Source organism: Amycolatopsis orientalis DSM 43388 (genome assembly GCF_000411975.1).
Taxonomy (GTDB): domain Bacteria; phylum Actinomycetota; class Actinomycetes; order Mycobacteriales; family Pseudonocardiaceae; genus Amycolatopsis; species Amycolatopsis orientalis_D.
The window spans coordinates 1-14,943 of sequence record NZ_ASXG01000062.1 but is presented as its reverse complement, the minus strand read 5'-3'; the positions used below and the strand labels follow the sequence as shown (position 1 = coordinate 14,943).

Below are 14,943 nucleotides of genomic sequence, written 5' to 3'. Positions count from 1 at the left end.
TCCTCGGCCGCTTCATCCTGCGACCTGCTCGAGGGACCGGGCGTCGGCGACCCGGGCGAGCCAGGATTGCCACCCAGCGACGGCGACCGGTTCGGCCCACGGCCGGGTGGTGCGGACGAGCCGTGTCCCGGGTCGGGCGAGCCAGCGCAGCAGGATCCCGACCTCCTCGCCGGGTGCGCCGCGCAGCGGACCCTCGCCGGGCAGCACGGTTTCCCCGGCCGCGACGAGGGATTCGACCACCGGCATCGGCGGGACTCCGCGGCGGGCGACGCCCGCGGAGGCGAGCCTGCCGTAGCGGATGACCGACAGTTCCCAGCCGCCGTTGCCGTCCGGGGCGGCGGCGATGAGTTCCGCGACCGACGCGAGCGCGGCCTGCCGGTGCGCGCGGCCGACGGCGCGGACCAGCCCGGCCAGTTCGTCGCGGTGACGGGCGGCTTGTTCGTAATGCCGTCGCTCCGCCATCTCCTCCAGCCTCGCCGCGGCCAGATGCAGCGGCCGGCCGTCGTGGCCGGCGATGAGCCCGCGGGCGGCTTCGACGGCGGGGAAGTACTCCGCGACGGTCTGCCTGCCCGCGCACGGCGCCCCGCAGCGGCCGAGTTCCGCCAGCACGCACGGCGTGCCGGACGCGGAGGTCGCGGAGATGCGTTGCGTGCAGGTGCGCAGGCCGGAGGCGTCGGCGAGGGTTTCGGCGGCGGTGCGCGCGTCGGCCTGGCTGCGGAACGGCCCCAGCGTGTCCGCGCGCGGCAGGCGCACCACGGAAAGCCGCGGGAACGCCTCGTCGGTGAGGCTGATCCACCAGCCGTGGTGCGGGTTTTTCGAACGCCGGTTGTAAGCCGGTCGGTGCGCGGCGATCAGCCGCAGTTCGCGGATTTCGGCTTCGAGCGAGTGCGCGCACTCGATGGCGTCCACCCGCTCCGCCAGTGCGACCATTTCCCGGATCCGGCCCCGGCTCTCCGAACCGGTGAAATACGTCCGCACACGCCGTCTCAGGTCGCGCGCGGTGCCGACGTACAGCACTTCGTCGCGCGGTCCCTTGAAGAGGTACACGCCGGGCCGCGACGGGAGGCCGGCGGCGAGGTTTCGCTTGCGCCGCTGGGCCGGTGTGACGTCGGGGAGATAGTCGATCAGCTCCTCGACCGTGTGCACGCCGAGGTTTCCGACGCGCTCCAGCAACGCGTGCAGGACGTCCGTGGTGGCGCGGGCGTCGTCGAGCGCCCGGTGCGTCGGCCGCGTGCGTGCGCCGAGCAGCATCGACAGCGACGACAACCGGTAGCTGCGCGCTTCTTCCCGCGGGATGACTCGGCGCGCGAGCTTCACCGTGCAAACCACGGTGGGACGCGGCCAGACGTAACCGTGGCCCTCGCAGGCCGCCTTCATGAAGCTGGTGTCGAAGCCGGAGTTGTGCGCGACCAGCACGGCACCCGAGATGAACTCCAGGAACGCGGGCAGCACGCGTTCGATCCGCGGCGCGTCGTAGACCATCGCCTGCGTGATCCCGGTCAGCTCGACGATCTGCGGCGGGATCGGCGTGCCCGGGTTGACCAGCGTCGCGAACTCGCCCAGCACCTGTCCGGCGCGGATTTTGACCGCGCCGATCTCGGTGATCCCGTCCGGCCCCGGTTTGGTGCCGGTGGTCTCCAGATCGAACACGACGAACGTGGTGTCCCGCAGCGGGGTGCCGAGCTCGTCGAACGCCAGCTGAGCCTGGGCCGGCCTCGGTCGGGTCTCCATGATCGCGCACAATAGGACCGACCACCGACAATCTTCGCGCGCGCCGCCGGTGGCCCGATGGTGACCAGCGGAACGGGCCGGTGCGGGGCGGGATCCGGCGGCGGGGCCTACCCTGGACCAATGCACCCTCAGCCCGTCGAACCGGAAGAAGCCGCGGAGGCCGTCGGCCCCTCGGCGGTTCCGGCGCGGGCGGAAGCGGACGCCGAGGCCCCGGAAGCGGGGACCTGTCCGGAACCGGCGACGTGGACGAGCCTGCCGGAGGCGGTGCGCGAGCGGATCGCCGAACTGGCCGCCGCCGCGGTCGCGAAGCTCCCGGTCGCGGACGTGCCGCGGCAGTTGCGGCCGGTCGCGAAGTTCGCCCCGGCCAAGCGCGCGAAGCTCGGCGGCACCGCGCTGCTGACCGCGTTGGGGGACTCCGCGCAGTTCCGCACCGCGGTCCTGGAATGGCTGCGCGAGCACCGCACTGACGCGCTGGACCCGAACGTTTCGGATTCCGTCGCGGCCGCCGCGGCCTCGGTGCTGCTCGGCGAATCCGCGGCGGCCGGACGCGTGCGGCTGGTCGCGAAGAACGCCGAGGAAACCGCGTTGCGCGCGGAGCGGGACGCGGCGTTGGCTCGGAACCAACGGCTGGAAGCCGAAATCGCCGAACTGCGGGCCGAGCTGGAAGCGGCGCGCGGGGCGGTCGAGAGCGCGCGCGGCGAACGCGAGGCCGAGCTCGAGAAGCTGCTGCGCCGGCTGCGTGAGCAAGGCGTGCTGCTGCGGCAGGCCAAGGACGAGGCCGAGGCGGCTCGCGCCGAACTGGCCAACGGCGGGGCGACGCGCGAGCGCGAGATCGAGATGCTGAACGTGCAGCTCGAGCGGGAACGCCGCCGGGTCGCCGCGGAACGCACTCGTGCCGAACGGGCGGTCGCGGACGCGGAAATGGCGCGGCAGTCGGCGCGCGAGGCCAGGGAGGCCGACGAGGTGCGGCTGGCGTTGCTGGTCGACACCATCGACGGCGCCGTGCACGGCCTGCGGCGCGAACTCGCGTTGGGCGATCGCGGCGCGCGGCCCGCGGACATGGTGCGCGGCGCGCGGTCCGGGCTCGGCCCGGGCGGGCGGATCCAGGACGTCGCGGCGCTCGACCGGCATCTGGCGCTGCCGAACGTCCATCTCATCGTGGACGGCTACAACGTCACCAAAACGGGTTATCCGGAACTCGCGCTGGCCGATCAGCGAGATCGGCTGGTGCATCAGCTCTCGGCGCTGGCGGCGCGTACGTCGGCGGAGGTCACGGTGGTCTTCGACGGGGCCGGCGTGCTGTCGGTGCCCGCCGCGGTGCCGCGCGGGGTCCGAGTGCTGTTTTCCGAGCGTGGCGTGCTTGCCGACGACGTGATCCGGTCGCTGGTCGCGGCCGAGCCGAAGGGGCGGCCGATGGTCGTCGCGACGTCCGACCGGGCGGTCGCCGACTCCGTTCGCGCGGCCGGTGCGCACCCCGCTCCGGCGGCCGTGCTGGTCAGCCGATTGGGTCGAGTCTGAGCCTGCCCGACGTGCGGGCCGCCCGAAATTGTCGGTGGTGCTTCCTACCGTTTGTCCCCGAGGCGATTCCCGGAACCGGTCCGGGGCCTCACGGACGAACGGAGGCTCGGCAATGGGCGAGAACAAGCGGGAGCGGTCCGGTCTCGGCGCGCGGATTGACGCGGCTGGCGGCTGGGTCGGTGCCGAGGTTGGTAAGGCTGGCGATGTCGACGCTGAACGGTCGCGGCCGCCGGACCGGGACGGCCACCCGCGCGGGATGGGATCGGCCGTGAGTCTTCCCACTGGGGTGAGTCCGGCCACGGGCCAGGCGCGGGACCGGGATCTGGAGGCGCGCCGGGAAAGCGGCGTTTCGACTGGTTCTCCCGGGAGGGCGGGTGCACCGGGGCGGCCGGGCGACGGTCTCGGTGCGGAGCCCGCTGATTCGACGGGCGACATCGCCGACCTTGCCCGGCCGCGGCGTGCGGGGCGGCGGCACGCGGGCGCGGCCCGAAGTGCGGAGCGGGCGAAACCCGTTGCCTCCCCTCGGAAAGAGCGGCGCCCGGCCGGTCCGGTGGACGTCGCGGTCGAGGACATCGACACGTTCGTCGTCGACTGCGACCGGTGTGCGGTGCGCGGGGCGGCGTGTGCCGATTGCGTGGTCAGCGTGCTGCTCGGGCCGCCGGTCGGCCTCGTCTGGGACGCGGACGAACGGCGGGCGGTCGACGCGCTAGCCGAGGCGGGGATGGTGCCGCGGCTGCGCCTGGTTCCGGAGACCGACAGTAGGTCGGCGTGACACCAGTGGGTGACACTGACTCGCCGAGCGGTCGCCTCGGTGCGGTGAACGGTAAGTAGTCGAGAGGGTCGTTTGTGCTGCCGCAGCGTATGACCTAAGTCACAGCGGGCTGCCGTGCTGGTCCGATGGTGTTTCGCCGGACTACGGAGAGTTTTTACGGGGGGCCCGGTGGACGCGCCCACGGTCTTTTCGTAACCTAGCCGAGATCTCGCGCCAGGCAGCCGTCGGACGACGGCGACGCGGGATCGCCGCCGGAATGGCTTTGTCGGGGAGTCAGACCGGGACCAACCACCGTGCGCGGAAAAGCTGTTGTGGCACACGACGGCCTGAACGCGAACGGTGCAGCGTGCGCGAAGAGGGCCCCCGACCTCTTCCGCGCCGGGGTTCCGGCCACGGCGGCCCGACGAGCAAAGGAGACCCGCGCGGCCGTGCAGTCGCATCCAGTCAAGCGCGTGGTGTCAGGCGCCCTCGCGGCCGCCTCGGTGATCGCAGTCGTCACCGTGGCGCAGCCGGCGGGCACCGCAGCCGCTTCCCCCCTCCCCGTCCTCCAGGCCCCGCCGGACTCCGGTTCGGACGCTCTCGCCAAGTACCGCGACCTCGCGGCGCAGGCGGAGAAGGCGAACGAGGACCTCCTCAAAGCCAAGGACGACCTCGCCGCCCGCCAGGGCGACCTCGACAAGGCCAACGGCGACGTGGCCAACGCGCACAATCTCGCCGCGCAGGCCGCCGAGAACGAGAAGAAGTACAAGGTCGACGTCGACAAGTTCGCGAACGCGTCGTTCCTGTCCGGCGTGCAGATGAACAAGCTGTCCGCGCTGCTGGCGGGCACGTCGACGCAGGAGTTCCTCGACCGTTCGTCGGCGCTGGACCAGATCGCCTCGCAGAAGGCCGTGGCGCTGGAGAAGCTTCAGGGCGCGGTCGACCAGGCCAAGGCCGCCGAGAAGCTGGCCGCCGACGCCGCGCAGCGGGCCACCGCGGCGCGCGACGCGGCGGCGAAGCTGACCGACGACATCACCGCGAAGAAGAAGGCGCTCGACGACCAGGTCGCCGAGCTGAAGAAGACGCAGCCGCTGCTGAGCGCGTCCGACCGCAACGCGCAGAAGGACACCGGCGGCGACATCTCGGTGGACCTCGCGAACGCGGGCCCGGCCGCGGCGGCCGCCGTCCAGGCGGCGCTCAGCCAGCGGGGCAAGCCTTACGTGTGGGGTGCCACCGGGCCGGACTCGTACGACTGCTCGGGCCTGATGCAGTGGGCCTACCGGCAGGCCGGCATCTCGCTGCCGCGCTCGAGCCAGCAGCAGAGCCAGACCGGCACCCCGGTCCCGCGCAGCCAGCTGCAGCCCGGCGACCTGGTGTTCTACTACACGCCGGTCTCGCACGTGGGCATGTACATCGGCAACGGGATGATGGTGCACGCGCCGACCAGCGGCGACGTGGTCAAGATCTCGCCGCTGCAGAGCCAGTACGTGGGCGCGCGCCGGGTCGCCTGACCGGACGTTCTCGCTTCCGCCGGGGCGGTGCCGCAAACGCGGTGCCGCCCCGGCGGTGTTTTGCGGGGGACTGGGAGCCGCGCTGGTTGCCTGACTGGGTGTTCTCGGTTTCATCGGGGCGGTGCCGTCCCGGTGTTGTTGTTGCGGAGGGCCGTGGGTGCGGGCCGGGTTGGCTGACTGGGTGTTCTCGTTTTCGCTGGGGCGGTGCCGCAGATGTGGTGCCGTCCTGGTGTTGTTGTGCGGGGATTGGGAGTCGGGCTGTGGGTGCGCGCTGGGTTGGCTGACTGGGTGTTCTCGTTTTCGCTCGGGCGGTGTCGCAGGTGTGGTGCCGTCCTGGTGGCGTTTTGCGGGGACTGGGAGCCAGCACGTGGGCGCGCACCGGGTTGGCTGACCGGGCGTTCTCGCTCCCGCTGGGGCGCTGCCGCAGATGTGGTGCCGCCCCGGTGTTGTTTTGGCTGGGGGAGTCGGGCCGTGGGTGTGCGCCGGGTTGCGGCTGGTCGGTTCGCTCTTGTCCGCCTGGTGTCGCAGTGATGCCGTCCTGGAGGCGTGCGAAGCGGGCGCGTGCTCGGTCGCCGCTGCACCGGCAGCCCGCCCAATGGGGCCCCGGTCTCGTCGGCCGGGAGATCGCTCGTCGGTAGCCTGCGGGGGTGCTGAGGACCCTGCTCGTGACGAACGACTTCCCGCCGCGCCCCGGGGGCATCCAGAATTACCTCAATTCGCTGGCCACCCGGCTGCCCGCGGACGACCTCGTCGTCTACGCGCCCTCCTGGGAGCGCAGCAGCGGTTCGCACGTCGAGTTCGACGCGGCGGCTCCCTTCGAAGTGGTGCGCCATCCGACGTCGCTCATGCTGCCCACACCCGACGTCCTGCGCCGCGCGAAGCAGATCATGCGCGCCCGCGACTGCGAGGCCGTCTGGTTCGGGGCGGCTGCTCCGCTCGCGCTGCTGGGCCACCCGTTGCGGCAGGCCGGCGCGCGGCGGATCGTCGCGTCCACGCACGGGCACGAGGTCGGCTGGTCGATGCTGCCAGGCTCGCGGCAAGCGCTGCGGCGCATCGGCGAGACAGTCGACGTCGTCACGTATGTCAGCAAGTACACGCGCAACCGGTTCGCCGCCGCGTTCGGGCGGCATGCTGGGCTGGAAATGCTGCCGAGCGGCGTCGACACCACGGTTTTCGCGCCGGATCCGGCTGGGCGAGAGGAGATCCGCGCCCGGCACGGTCTCGGGGACCGGCCCACCGTCGTGTGCGTTTCGCGGCTCGTTCCGCGCAAGGGACAGGACATGCTGATCGCCGCGCTGCCCGCGATTCGCGAGCGCGTCCCCGGTGCGGCGCTGCTGCTCGTGGGCGGCGGTCCGTATCGCAAGCGGCTGACCCAGCTGGCCGCGGCGCTCGGCGTGACCGACGACGTGGTTTTCACCGGTTCGGTGCCCTGGGAAGAGCTGCCCGCGCACTACAACGCGGGCGACGTCTTCGCGATGCCCGCCCGCACGCGCGGCAAGGGGCTCGACGTCGAGGGCCTCGGCATCGTCTACCTGGAGGCGTCCGCGACCGGGCTGCCGGTGGTCGGCGGCATGTCCGGCGGCGCCCCGGAGGCGGTGCTGGACGAGGTGACCGGCCACGTCGTCGACGGTCGCGACCCGGGACAGCTCGCCGAAACCCTGTCGGCTCTGCTGGCCGACCCGGTCCGCGCCCGCAGGATGGGCGCGGCGGGCCGGTCGTGGGTCGCCGAGAACTGGCGCTGGGACACGATGGCGCAGCGCCTCTCGACGCTCCTGGACGGCGATCCGGTCGCGGCGGTGCGCTGACCCAGGAATCAAGGCTCGTAAATCGCTGGGTGGCGCGGGTCGTCCATGCGCACCACGACGTCCGCGAGCGCACTCGGGTCGACTTCGTTTTCGTAGCGATCGAAAGCGGGCAGCGCCCATTCGTCGGAGACGCGACGCCGCAGCGCGCCCGGCGAAAGCCACAAATGCACCACGAAATCGAACGCCAATCCCGCCCCCAGCAAGAACTCCCCGTCGACCACGACCACGCCGCGGTCCGGGACCGGGACGCGCGGCAACCTGGTCGCCCGGTCGCGTTCGGCGTCCCACAGCGCGGGCAGCACCTCGCCGGTTCCGTCGTCGGCGAGCGGGTCCAGGACTTCCCGGCGCAGACCGCCTAAATCGAGCCAATCGGTATACCGCGCGTCCGGATTGTGCTTGCCGTGCTCGAAACGGAGTGACGCTGGTCGCAAAAACCCGGCGGCGGGCACGTGCAGCGCGGCCCGGCCGAGCAGCTTCAACGGGCCGGTCAGCGCCTCGGCGAGCGGGCCCGTTCCGGCTGCTCCGTCGATCGCGACGGCGATTCGTCGGCGGTGGGTGAGCGCGTCGACGCGCTCGGTCAGCTCGGCGGCGAGGGCCTCGGGGGAGATCGGGCGGTAGCGCACGATCGCATGATCCCGCACCGGTTTCCGTCGGTGCCCGATGCCATGATGGCGGCATGGCCAACGAGGCGGGCAAGACCGGGCGAAGTGGTTGGGAGACAGCCGTTTCCCGCACGATGCCGTACCCGGGCAGCCGGGTGTGGGAGTTCTTGGTGGGGGACGGCGTGGAGATCTGGCTGGGGCCGGGCGTCGAGCTGCCGCGCGAGCGCGGGGCCGGCTACGAGACCGAACACGGCACCACCGGCGAAATCCGCAGTTATTCCGAGGACCGCCTGCGGCTCACCTGGCGTCCGACGGACTGGGATCACGATTCCTTGCTGGAACTGGAGGTCGCGGATCTCGGCAAGCGCAGCACGCTGAGGATCCGCCAGGAACAGCTCGCGGACGTGGCGGAAAAGGCCGAGCAGCGGGCATATTGGAAACAAGTGGTCGAGCGCGTCGAGGCGGCATTGGCCGAACGCTGACCGAACTGCACAGGGGGACCCCGCAGTGAGCGTCGACGAACAAACGGAAGAACTTCCTTTCGCGGGCGAGGAATTGTGGCAGAGCCCGCACGAATGGCTGGCGCGGCAGCGCGAATCCGGTGCGGTGTGCCCGATGACCGCGGGCCGCGGCCTCCCGTCCTACCTGGTCAGCGGCTACGAGCAGGCGCGCGAGCTGCTCAACGATCCGCGGATCAGCAAGGACAGCGCGGACGTGCGGCGGGTGGTCGCGGCGAAGGTCGGCCCGGACGTCCAGGGCCCCGACTTCGGCACGCTGCTCACCCGGCACATGCTCAACAGCGACCCGCCGGTCCACACCCGGCTGCGCAAGCTGGTGAACAAGGCGTTCACCGCCCGCACCGTCGCCCGGCTGCGGCCGCGGATCCAGGAGATCGCCGATGCGCTGCTGGACGAGATGGCCGGGCACGAGCAGGTCGATCTGGTGCAGGCGTTCGCCGAGCCGTTGCCGATCACCGTCATCTGCGAACTGCTCGGCGTGCGCATCGAGGACCGCGCCGAGTTCACCGCCTGGTCGCACCTGCTGCTGTCGTACGCCGCGGACCAGGAAGCGCAAGCCGCGGCGGCGCGGGACATGCAGAACTACCTGCAGCAGCTGGTCGAGAGCAAACGCGCCGAACCGGCCGAAGACCTGCTGTCGGACCTCGTGCACGCCAGCGACGAAGGCGATTCCCTGGACGGGGAAGAGCTGATCTCGATGGCGTTCCTGCTGTTGATCGCCGGGCACGAGACCACGGTCAACCTGATCGGCAACGCCACGTTCGCGTTGCTGCGCGCGCCTGACCAGGCGGAGAAACTGCGCGCCGACCCGAGCCTGATGCCGGGTGCGGTCGAAGAATTTCTCCGGTACGACGGGCCGATCAACTTCGCGACGCTGCGCTACACGGTCGAGGAGGTCGAGGCGGACGGCGTCACCATCCCGGCCGACGAGTTCCTCAACATTTCGCTGCTGGCGGCCAACCGGGACCCGGAGAAGTTCCCCGACCCGGACACGCTCGACGTCACCCGGCCGCCCGGCGGGCACCTGGCGTTCGGGCACGGCATCCACTACTGCGTGGGCGCGCCGCTGGCCCGGCTGGAGGCGCAGATCGCGCTCGGCTCGCTGCTGGCGCGGTTCCCGAAGCTGAGTTTGGCCGTGCCGGCCGAGGACATCGTCTACCGGCCGAGTTCGCTGGTGCACGGCGTGCTGGCGCTGCCGGTGCGGCCGAACGGGGCGTAGCGGCGGTCACTGCGGATCCGCCCGCCGCCCGGTTAGGGTCGGCGGGTGGACTCCAGTGCTGCCGACCTCCTCGCCCTCGACGCCGCGCACGTGTGGCATCCCTACGCGCCGATGCCGGGCCGCGTGCCGCCCCTGCTCGTGGAAGAGGCGAGTGGCGTGCGGCTGAAGCTCGCCGACGGACGGGAACTGGTCGACGGCATGTCGTCCTGGTGGGCGGCGGTGCACGGCTACCGGCACCCGGTGCTCGACGCCGCGCTGGCGGAGCAGGCCGGGCGGATGAGCCACGTGATGTTCGGCGGGCTCACCCACGAACCGGCGATCACGCTCGCGAAAACGCTGGTCGAGATGACCCCGGACGGGCTCGAGCACGTGTTCCTGTGCGATTCGGGCTCGGTTTCGGTCGAGGTCGCGGTGAAAATGTGCCTGCAGTACCAGCGTTCCCGCGGGCTGCCCGGCAAACACCGGCTGCTGACCTGGCGCGGCGGCTACCACGGCGACACGTTCACGCCGATGAGCGTCTCCGATCCGGACGGCGGCATGCATTCGCTGTGGCGCGGAGTGCTGCCGGAGCAGGTTTTCGTGCCGGCACCTCCTTCCGGGTTCGGCATCCCGGTCGATCAGTCCTATGTGGACGAACTGGCGAAGGCGCTCGAACAGCACGCGGACGAACTGGCCGCGGTCATCGTGGAACCAGTGGTGCAAGGCGCGGGCGGCATGCGGTTTCACCATCCCGGTTACCTGCGCGCGCTGCGCGAACTGACCCGCGAACACGACGTGCTGCTGGTGTTCGACGAGATCGCGACCGGATTCGGCCGTACCGGAAGGCTTTTCGCGGCCGAACACGCCGGGGTGACGCCCGACGTGCTGTGCGTCGGCAAGGCGCTCACCGGCGGCTACCTCACGATGGCCGCCGCGTTGTGCACACCGGAAATCGCCGACGGCATCACGCGGGGCGAACTCCCGGTGCTCGCGCACGGCCCGACGTTCATGGGAAATCCGCTGGCTTCGGCGGTCGCCAACGCTTCGCTCGGGTTGCTGGCGCAGGGGCAATGGCAGACCGATGTTCCCCGGATCGAAACCGCGCTGCGGCAAGGGCTCGAGCCGGCTCGGGAGCTGCCGCACGTCACGGATGTGCGGGTGCTGGGCGCGATCGGCGTGCTGCAGCTCGATCACGAGGTGGACATGGGCGTCGCGACCGAGGTGGTGGCCGCCGAAGGGGCGTGGCTGCGGCCGTTCCGGGATCTGATTTACGCGATGCCGCCGTACCTCAGCACCGACGACGACCTCGCGGTGATCACTTCGGCGATGCGGGCCGCCGCGGCGAAAGCCTGAGGTTACTTCGGGTCTGGCGTGGCTGCCAGTAGTGGATCTTGGCTGGTCGCGCAACCCGATCGTGGGTTATTCGACAAATATCCACCCCATAGAGTGGGATATAGCGGACATTTCACAGGGTTCCCGGTTTCCTGGTCGGCATGAGACGACTTGCCGTGCTTCGCCACGACGTGCCCGCCTCGCTCGTGGTTTTCCTCGTCGCGGTCCCGCTTTCGCTCGGGATCGCCCTGGCGTCCGGCGCGCCGATCGTCGCCGGGCTGATCGCCGCCGTGGTCGGAGGGGTGGTCGCCGGCGCTCTCGGCGGCTCTCCGCTGCAGGTCAGCGGGCCCGCCGCCGGGCTGACCGTGCTGATGGCCGAGACGATTTCCACCTTCGGCTGGGCGGTCACCTGCCTGATCACCGTCCTCGCCGGGGCGCTGCAGATCCTGTTCGGCCTGAGCCGCGTCGCGCGGGCCGCGCTGGCCATCTCGCCGGCGATCGTGCACGGGATGCTCGCCGGGATCGGTGTCACGATCGTGCTGGGGCAGCTGCACGTGCTGCTCGGCGGCAAGGCGCAGAGCTCGGCGCTGGAGAACATCGCCCAGCTGCCCGCGCAGGTCGCCGCACACCACGACGCCGCCGCGCTGATCGGCATCCTGACCCTCGCCATCCTGCTGGCGTGGCCCAAACTTCCGGCCGCGGCAAGGAAAATCCCCGGTCCGCTGGCGGCGATCGCGGTCGCGACGCTCGTGTCCGTGGCCGCCGGAATGACGGTGCCGCGCGTCGAACTGCCGGGCGACCTGCTGCAGATCCGTTTCGCCCCGCAGCTGCCGGACGGCGGATGGGGCCAGGTCGCGGTCGCGGTCATTACCATCGCGCTGATCGCCAGCGTCGAGAGCCTGCTGTCCGCGGTCGCCGTCGACAAACTGCAGAACGGCCCGCGGGCCAACCTCAACCGCGAGCTGATCGGCCAGGGCGCGGCGAACATGGTGTCCGGCTCGCTCGGCGGACTGCCGGTGACCGGCGTGATCGTGCGCAGCTCCACCAACGTCGCGGCCGGGGCGCGCACGCGGGCGTCGGCGGTCCTGCACGGCGTGTGGGTGCTGGTGTTCGTGGTGGCGCTCGCCGGGGTGCTGAAGTCGATTCCGCTGGCCGCGCTGGCCGGGTTGCTCGTGCACGTCGGCGCGAAGCTGGTGAATCCCGGGCATCTGCGGCAGGTGCTGCGACACGGCGACCTGCCGCTCTACCTGGTGACGGTCGCCGGGGTGGTCGTGTTCGACCTGCTGACCGGCGTGCTCGCCGGGATCGTGCTGGCCGTGCTGCTGATGCTGCGCCGGACCGTGTGGTCGGGCGTGCACGCCGAGCACCAGGGCGGCGAATGGCGCGTGATTGTCGAAGGCGTGCTGACGTTCCTGTCGGTGCCGCGGCTGACGAAGGTGCTCGGCACGATCCCGGCCGGTTCGAAGGTGACGCTGGAGCTGGTCGCCGACTACCTCGACCACGCGGCGTTCGAGAGCCTTTCGGCCTGGCAGCAGGCGCATGAACGGACCAGCGGCACGGTGGTCGTCGACGAGATCGGGCATCCGTGGTTCGCGAAGGGCAAGGAAGGGCGTCCGACGCTCCGGCGGACCGCGGCGGCCGGGGCGATGCCGAGGTGGCTGGCTCCGTGGTCGGCCTGGCAGGCCGCGGACGTGCGGTTGCCCGGGCAGCGCACGCACCGGGGCGCGACGGAGTTCCAGCGCCGGGCCGCGCCGCTGCTCAAGGACGTCCTCAGCGGGCTCGCGCACGCCCAGCAGCCACACACGCTGTTCATCACCTGCGGTGATTCCCGGATCGTGCCGAACCTGATCACCACGTCCGGTCCGGGCGACCTGTTCACCATCCGCAACATCGGCAACCTGGTGCCGCCCGGGCAGGCCGATCCGTCGACCAACGCGGCGATCGAGTTCGCGGTCGGCGTGCTGGGAGTGCGGGAAATCGTGGTGTGCGGGCACTCGTCGTGCGGTGCGATGGGCGCGCTGGCCAGCGGCCCGCCCGCGGACACCGCGCTGGCGAAGTGGCTGGTGCACGCGGAACCGAGCCGGAAGCGGTCCGGGGCGGTGACCCTCGACGGGGAACGGCCGGAGCGCGAACCGGACCGGCTGGCGTTGCACAACGTCCTGCAGCAGCTGACGCATTTGCGGCAGTACCCGCTGGTCGCCGAGGCGGAAGCGCGCGGCGAGCTGGCGCTGACCGGGCTGTACTTCGACGTCGGCGCGGCGCAGGTGTACCTGGCCGACCCGGCGAAGGGCGAGTTCGTGGCCGCGGGAGCGCCCGCGGCGGCCCCGGCCGGCTGACCCGGGCCCTCGCGCGTGCCGCGCGTGCGCGCGAGGGCACCCCGAGTGTTGACATCGCAGAGCACGTCAATATCTTGATGGCTCGTGACGACGCTCGTGATGACCGGAACCGGGACCGACGTCGGCAAAACGGTCGCCACCGCGGCGATCGCGGCGCTGGCCCTCGCGCAGGGGCAACGCGTCGCGGTGCTGAAACCCGCGCAGACCGGCGTGCTCCCCGGCGAGGACGGCGACCTCGCCGAGGTGGTGCGGCTGGCGGGCAAGGACCTGACCGTTCGCGAGCTGCGGCGTTACCCGGATCCGCTGTCCCCGGAAGCCGCTGCCCGCCGCTCCGGGCTTCCGACCGTCGGCCCGGGCGAGATCGCCGCCGCGGCGAGCGAGCTGGACGCCGCGCACGACCTCACCCTGGTCGAGGGTGCGGGAGGGCTGCTGGTCCGGTTCGATCCGCAGGGCAGCACGCTGGCGGACGTCGCGTGGTCCCTGGGCGCGCCGGTGGTGCTCGTCGCGCAAGCCGGGCTCGGAACGCTCAACACGACTGCCCTGACGGCTGAGGTCGCCACTCGGCGGGGTCTGAACGTCGTGGGCGTCATCATCGGTTCCTGGCCGGCCGACCCGGATCTGGCCGCACAGGAAAACCTGCACGACCTTCCCGTCGCCGCCGGTGCTCCGCTGCTGGGCGCGCTCCCCGCCGGCCTGGGCGGCGCGGATCGCGAGGCCTTCGCCGAACAGGCTCGTCAAGGCCTGTCCCCGTGGTTCGGCGGCGAGTTCGATCCGGAAGCCTTCACCGCCGCCTCCACGAAGAACTGATTCCCCGGGAAGCTGTCCGCCGCGACGGAGTCGCGGGGGGTGAACCGAGCGCGACCCGTTACTCTCAGTCCCGCAGACTCGCAGGGCGCGCAGGGAAGGGAGCCTCGGGTGGTCGATTCCGCGGGCAAGGCGGCGCATCGGTCGTCGGCGGCGGCTGAGGGCTGGTCGGTGCCGGTGCTGTTCCCGCCGCGGCGGCCTCGGGTCGTGGTGAAGGCTGATCTTCTTCCCGCGGTGAGCGTACTTTCGACCGCCGCGTTGCTGGGGATTCCGCTGGGCTGGCTGTGGTCCCTGCTGGCTCCGGCGGAGCGGGTGCGCGTGATCGGGACCAACGGCCAGCTCGCGCCCTTGGAACTGGAGAGCTGGCATCGGTTCGACGATCTCGCGGTGTTCGGGTTCCTGGCGATGGCCACCGGATTGCTGATCGGGCTGGTGGTGTGGTTGCTGCGCGAGCGGCGCGGACCGGTGGTGCTGGTGGCCGCCGCCGGCGGGGCGTTGGTGGCGGCCTGGCTGGGGACGCAGATGGGGCCCGCGTTCGCCAATTCGAAGTATTCGGTCGATGCTCCGCCCGCGTTGGGGGCCGTGCTCGAGCAGGCGCCTCGGATCGAGACCGGGTGGGTTGTTTTGGCTGCGCCGTTGGTGACTTGCTTGGTTTATGCGTTGATGACGGCGTGGAATGGGCGGGAGGATCTTGGGCGGCGGTTGGGGTGAGTCGTCGCCTTCGGTAGCTCGTCGCCTGGCGGCGACATTGCTGTGGTGAGGCGCCTGTGGTGGGGGGCGTGGGGCACCCCGAAGCTTGATTGTGCTGACGGACGGCGGGTGCTTGTCAAGGCGGGA

General features: G+C 71.5%; 12 protein-coding genes. 10 read left to right on the top strand and 2 right to left on the bottom strand.

The window, feature by feature from the left end; translation table 11 throughout:
* Nucleotides 1-12: 12 nt before the first annotated feature.
* A complete protein-coding gene (locus tag L942_RS10445; RefSeq protein WP_037358166.1) occupies nucleotides 13-1,731 on the bottom strand; it encodes a DEDD exonuclease domain-containing protein in 1,719 nt (572 codons plus the stop codon).
* A 120-nt stretch (nucleotides 1,732-1,851) separates the two neighbouring features.
* Between L942_RS10445 and L942_RS10440 the strand changes: the two genes are divergently transcribed.
* From L942_RS10440 to L942_RS10425, 4 genes are all read left to right on the top strand, one after another.
* The gene (locus L942_RS10440; RefSeq protein WP_037358163.1) at nucleotides 1,852-3,249 is read left to right on the top strand and encodes an NYN domain-containing protein; all 1,398 of its coding nucleotides are present in this window, start codon (nucleotides 1,852-1,854) and stop codon (nucleotides 3,247-3,249) included.
* A 550-nt stretch (nucleotides 3,250-3,799) separates the two neighbouring features.
* On the top strand, nucleotides 3,800-4,021 hold the full coding sequence (locus tag L942_RS10435; protein WP_037358162.1) for a hypothetical protein: 222 nt from the start codon (nucleotides 3,800-3,802) through the stop codon (nucleotides 4,019-4,021).
* Between the two features lie 428 nt (nucleotides 4,022-4,449).
* Entirely contained in the window at nucleotides 4,450-5,511 is a 1,062-nt protein-coding gene (locus tag L942_RS10430; protein ID WP_037358158.1) for a C40 family peptidase, read from the top strand.
* 647 nt (nucleotides 5,512-6,158) lie between these two features.
* Nucleotides 6,159-7,316, top strand: coding sequence for a glycosyltransferase family 4 protein (locus L942_RS10425; RefSeq protein WP_200862776.1), 1,158 nt, complete (start codon nucleotides 6,159-6,161; stop codon nucleotides 7,314-7,316).
* A gap of 8 nt (nucleotides 7,317-7,324) precedes the next feature.
* Here L942_RS10425 and L942_RS10420 read toward each other — a convergent pair whose 3' ends face one another.
* Nucleotides 7,325-7,939, bottom strand: coding sequence for a uridine kinase (locus L942_RS10420; protein WP_037358192.1), 615 nt, complete (start codon nucleotides 7,937-7,939; stop codon nucleotides 7,325-7,327).
* Nucleotides 7,940-7,992: 53 nt separating this feature from the next.
* Here L942_RS10420 and L942_RS10415 point away from each other — a divergent pair, with 53 nt between their 5' ends.
* The 6 genes from L942_RS10415 (at nucleotide 7,993) to L942_RS10390 (ending at nucleotide 14,817) form a co-directional block, all read left to right on the top strand.
* Nucleotides 7,993-8,400 carry an SRPBCC domain-containing protein gene (locus tag L942_RS10415; protein WP_106964853.1) on the top strand — a complete coding sequence of 136 codons (408 nt, stop codon included), beginning with the start codon at nucleotides 7,993-7,995 and terminating at the stop codon, nucleotides 8,398-8,400.
* A 25-nt stretch (nucleotides 8,401-8,425) separates the two neighbouring features.
* Complete coding sequence (locus L942_RS10410) at nucleotides 8,426-9,655, top strand: cytochrome P450 family protein (protein WP_037358153.1); 1,230 nt, start codon at nucleotides 8,426-8,428, stop codon at nucleotides 9,653-9,655.
* 45 nt (nucleotides 9,656-9,700) lie between these two features.
* Nucleotides 9,701-10,987 (top strand): adenosylmethionine--8-amino-7-oxononanoate transaminase, encoded by a 1,287-nt coding sequence (locus tag L942_RS10405; RefSeq protein ID WP_037358150.1) that lies wholly within the window; start codon nucleotides 9,701-9,703, stop codon nucleotides 10,985-10,987.
* A gap of 140 nt (nucleotides 10,988-11,127) precedes the next feature.
* Entirely contained in the window at nucleotides 11,128-13,302 is a 2,175-nt protein-coding gene (locus tag L942_RS10400) for a bifunctional SulP family inorganic anion transporter/carbonic anhydrase (protein WP_200862775.1), read from the top strand.
* Between the two features lie 84 nt (nucleotides 13,303-13,386).
* Entirely contained in the window at nucleotides 13,387-14,109 is a 723-nt protein-coding gene (gene bioD, locus L942_RS10395) for a dethiobiotin synthase (protein ID WP_037358144.1), read from the top strand.
* 108 nt (nucleotides 14,110-14,217) lie between these two features.
* Nucleotides 14,218-14,817 (top strand): DUF2567 domain-containing protein, encoded by a 600-nt coding sequence (locus L942_RS10390; protein ID WP_037358141.1) that lies wholly within the window; start codon nucleotides 14,218-14,220, stop codon nucleotides 14,815-14,817.
* Nucleotides 14,818-14,943 lie beyond the last annotated feature (126 nt).